Source organism: Cobetia sp. (genome assembly GCF_983723665.1).
In genome coordinates this window covers 34,463-38,977 of sequence record NZ_CFDJES010000011.1, presented here as the reverse complement: position 1 = coordinate 38,977, position 4,515 = coordinate 34,463, and the positions used below count along the sequence as shown (strand labels likewise).

Annotated in this window: 4 protein-coding genes; all 4 read right to left on the bottom strand. The window is 63.5% G+C overall.

The genetic code is table 11. The annotated features are described in order from the left end of the window. Positions 1-163: 163 nt before the first annotated feature. Positions 164-1,468, bottom strand: a complete 1,305-nt coding sequence (locus tag AC4FAH_RS02565) for a TRAP transporter large permease (RefSeq protein WP_043331336.1) — start codon at positions 1,466-1,468, stop codon at positions 164-166. Position 1,469: 1 nt separating this feature from the next. Then, positions 1,470-2,027, bottom strand: coding sequence for a TRAP transporter small permease (locus AC4FAH_RS02560; RefSeq protein ID WP_043331335.1), 558 nt, complete (start codon positions 2,025-2,027; stop codon positions 1,470-1,472). A 260-nt stretch (positions 2,028-2,287) separates the two neighbouring features. Continuing rightward, on the bottom strand, positions 2,288-3,307 hold the full coding sequence (locus tag AC4FAH_RS02555; protein ID WP_213113955.1) for a TRAP transporter substrate-binding protein: 1,020 nt from the start codon (positions 3,305-3,307) through the stop codon (positions 2,288-2,290). Positions 3,308-3,531: 224 nt separating this feature from the next. Continuing rightward, positions 3,532-4,443, bottom strand: coding sequence for a LysR family transcriptional regulator (locus tag AC4FAH_RS02550; protein ID WP_153636298.1), 912 nt, complete (start codon positions 4,441-4,443; stop codon positions 3,532-3,534). Between the last annotated feature and the right edge of the window lie 72 nt (positions 4,444-4,515).

Sequence of the window (4,515 nt, the reverse complement as noted above, 5' to 3'; positions counted from 1 at the left end):
AAAAAAGACCTCCCCGAGGGGAGGTCTGCAAGCACGTCACCGTATGTCTGCCGTGACGCTCGGCGCCCTTGAGGCAAGGGTCGACCGATAGAGGTGCCGACAGCTGCGGTTCCTGAGTCTGGAAGCGCTACCAGCTGCCATCCTTGGCATCGGGGTCAGATGATCAGTTGTTCATGGCCTGCGGAAGATAGAGCACGATCTCCGGGAAGACGTGCATCAGCACGATGGAGAAGATCATCAGCAGGAAGAACGGCAGTGTCGCCTTGGTGATGGTGATGATGTCCTTGCCGGTCAGGCTCTGGATCACGAACAGGTTGAAGCCGACCGGCGGGGTGATCTGCGACATCTCGACCACGATGATCAGGTAGATACCGAACCAGATCAGGTCGAAACCGGCGGCTTCGATGACCGGCATGATGATGGAGGTCACCAGCAGGATCAGCGAGATGCCGTCGAGGAAGCAGCCCAGGATCAGCAGGAACAGCGTCAACACCACCAGCAGCATGGTCGGCGACAGTCCCAGGGTGGCGATGCCTTCGGCCAGCTGCATCGGAATCTGGGTGAAGCTCATCGCCGAGGACAGGAAGGAGGCACCGGCGATGATGAAGGCGATCATGCACGAGGTGCGCAGCGCCGCGAACAGCGATTCCTTGAAGGTGGCGGCGGTCATGTGGCCGTTGAGGCGCGCGATGATCAGCGACAGTACCACGCCGACCGCGGCCGCTTCGGTGGGTGACGCCAGGCCACCGTAGATGCTGCCGAGGATGCCGCCGATCAGTGCCAGCAGCGGAATCAGCTGGGCGCTGTTGCGCAGCTTGGCCATGAAGCCCATGTGCGGCTCGTCATGGCCGGCGCGGCCCTGCGGCTCACCGACGACCTTCGACCAGATCGCCAGGTAGCCCATGAACAGGGCCAGCAGCAGCATGCCCGGCAGGACACCGGCGATGAACAGACGCGAGATGGACTGCTCGGTGACCACGCCATAGACGATCATCATGATCGACGGCGGAATCAGCAGGCCGAGGGTCGAGGCACTGGCGAGGGTACCGATGGCCAGGTTGCTGTCGTAGCCGCGACGTTCAAGCTCCGGCAGCGTCATCTTGCCGACGGTGGCACAGGTGGCGGCGGAGGAGCCGCACACGGCGGCGAACAGACCGCTGCCGATGATGTTGGAGTGCAGCAGACGGCCCGGCAGGCGATTGAGCCACGGTGCCAGCGCGCGGAACATGTTGTCGGCCAGCCCGGAGCGGAACAGGATCTCGCCCATCCACACGAACATCGGCAGGGCGGTCAGGTCCCAGCCGTAGCTGGCGCCCCAGAAATCGGAGGCCAGGATCGGGCCGGTCTCGAAGGTGGAGAAGAAGGTCAGCACGATCCAGCCGGTGCCGATCAGCGAGAAGGCGACCCACACGCCGCTGCCGAGCAGCAAGGCGAGGGCCAGCAGAGTGACGAGGATGAGTGTCAGCATGTCATTCGGCTCCGTCTTCGGGCTCGGGCGCCACGTAGCTTGAGGGCGCGGTGAAGGCGGTGCGCAGCGTGGCGATCAGGGTCTCGAGAATCGCCAGGCACAGCAGGCCGGTACCGGCGACCAGCACGCTCTGCGGAATCCACAGCGGCAGCGCCAGCAGGCCGGAGGAGATGTCGTGGTACTCGAGGCTCTCGCCGACCAGCAGTACCAGTTCATGGGTGATCAACACGCTCAGGCCGAGTGCGATCAGCAGCGCGAGGCTTTCGATCCACACACGCACGGCGGCCGGCAGGCGGTTGATGACCAGCGTCACGCGGATATGGGCGTGATGCGTGAAGGTGTAGGCGAGGCTCAGGAAGGTGGCGCCGACCAGCAGGAAGGCAGCCATTTCCGACACGCCGGAGATCTCGAAGCCGAGACGCTCGGCGCCGAACATCACCATGATGGCGTCGATCAGGCGCAGGAAGACTTGCAGGCTGACGAGGGTGCAGATCAGCAGCATGCAGGCCGCCGCACCCCACGCACCGAGGCGATAGAGTCTGTCGAAGAAATAGGTCATGACGGGCGCTCACAGGGAAGGTGAGGGTGGCCACGCGATGCTGCGCACAGGCTTGTCCGTGGGTCACCTGCCGGCGGACGGCAGGTGTCGGAGTCTCGAGTGGCATATCGCGTGGCGGGATAGCAACGCTGCAGCTGGGGTCAGTCAGGACATCTGCAGCGCTCAGGCAATGCTCAGACGTTGCTCAGGCAGTGCACGGTCGATGCGCTCGGCCGCATGTCCAGCATTCAGCGCCGGGCAGTCGGGCTTGCGAGCGAATCTCAGGCATCCAGGTCTGCGCGGTAGCGCTCGAGCAGCTGCTGGCCTTCTTCACCGGCACGCGACTTCCAGTCCTGGAACAGCTTGTCACCGGCGGCCTTGAGGTCTTCGGCCAGCTTGGCGTCAGGCTCGCTGATGGTGAAGCCATTCTCGGTCAGCACCTTGGCGCTCTCGTCGGCATCGGCCTTGCTGGCTTCCCAGCCGCGGGTCTCGGCGGCCTTGGCGGCATCGAGCACGGCTTGCTGGGTGCTCTCGTCGAGACGATCGAAGGCACGCTTGTTGACGAAGACGATGTTCTTCGGCAGCCACAGCTTGGCGTCGTTGTAGTGCTTGACGTAATCCCAGGCCGACATGGACTTGCCGGTGGAGCTGGAGGTGATCATCGCGTCGACACGGCCGGTGCTGAAGGCGGTGGGGATGTCGGCTTCTTCGGTCTCGGTGGGCTTGCCGCCGACGTTCTCGACGAAGCGCTGGGTGTTGATGTTGGGTGCGCGGATACGCAGCCCCTTGAGCTGGGAGACGTCGGTCAGGTCGAAGTCGGTGTAGATGCCCTGGGCCGGCCAGGCGACCGCGTACAGCGGCATCAGACCTTCCTTGGCGAACAGCTCGGTGATGTCCGGCTTGGAGGCCTGCCAGAGGGCGAAGGCTTCTTCGTAGCTGGAGGCGACGCCCGGCAGGGTGTCCAGCTCGTAGACCGGCGATTCGTTGGAGAGAATCGACAGGAAGATCTCACCGGCCTGGACGGTGCCGCGACGCACGGAAGGCTTGATCTCGCCGTGGGAGATCAGGGAACCGCCGCTGTGCACGGTCACGGTCAGCTCGCCATCGGTGGCCTCGGTGACGTCCTCGGCGAACTGCTTGGTGTTCTTGGTGTGGAAGCTGGCATCGCCATACGGAGTGGCGAGGTTCCACTGTGCCGCGAGTGCCGAGCCACTGAAGGCCAGGGCACCCACTGTCGCCAGCCAGGCGAAGGACTTGACTGTCTGGGTCTTGCGAGTGAGGGAATCGTTGGGCTTACGCATGTCCTGTTCCTCATTATTATTGAATGTTGTCGGCAGACAATTTCATTCTTCAAGCGACGGGCCATCCCGTCCAATCGTTAATTCTGATGCGTAGTATCGATGAAATCTTTCACAGTGTCGTCGCATGAAAGCCTTTGACGATATTGTTAGACCTTGGTCTGACGCTGATCTGATGCAGGGCAGGGCGCGATCAACCCTGACTCAGCGCATGACAGGCGGCCTGGTCAGGGATCGGAATGCGCGTGTTGCTGCGAGTAGGTCTCGGCACACTGGCGGCCGAGGCGTGCCACGCTGGCGCAGAAATCGGGATAGTTGGCATTGCGCCAGATGGCTTCATAGACCATTGGCGGCAATGGGGTCTTCAGTGGCAGGCGCACCAGTTCGCCGTGGCTGATGACATCCTCCACCGTGGCGACCGGCAGTACGCCGATGCCGAGCCCTTCGCTGCTCATGCGCAGGATGGTCATCAGGGTGCTGGTGCAGTGCACCTTGGGCTGGGTGATGCCCTGTTCCGACAGATAGCTGACCAGCTCGGTATAGGGGCGCGCCTGCTTGCTGAAGGAGATGAATGGCGTGGAGGCGAAGCGCTCGCCATCCTCGGCCAGCTGCCCGGCGAGGGTCGGCGAGGCGAACATGCCCATCTCGAAGGTGCACAGCGGGGTCTGGGTGGCGTAGGGCCCCATGGCGGCGCTGTCCATCGCGAACAGCATGTCGAGATCATTGTCGGCCAGACGCTGATGCAGGGAGGGCGAGATATCGACGGTCATTTCCAGCGTCAGCTTGGGATAGCGTTCGGCCAGCTGGCGCATGAAGGCGGGGAACCAGCTGTTGGCGATGGTCTCGATCACGCCCAGACGCAGGGTGCCTGAGAAGGCGCCTTCTTCCTGAAACAGGCGCATGGCTTCGTCGCGGCCACTGAGCAGGCGCTCGGCGTGGGCGAAGAACTCTCGCCCGCGCAGGGTGGGCTGGATGGGGCGGGTGGCGCGTTCCAGCAGGGATTCGCCGACGGTGGCTTCCAGGCGGTTGATGCGGTCCGAGATGGAGGGCTGGGTCAGGTGAAGCTTGGTCGCGCCCTTGCGGAACGAGCCAAGCCGGACCACCCAGACGAAGGCCTCGAGTTCCTTGAAGTCGAACATGGCAGATGCCCCGTGATGAATCGTGAAGACCGCCCATCTTGCCGCATGCGGCGCGGGGCGTCAGCTTTCATC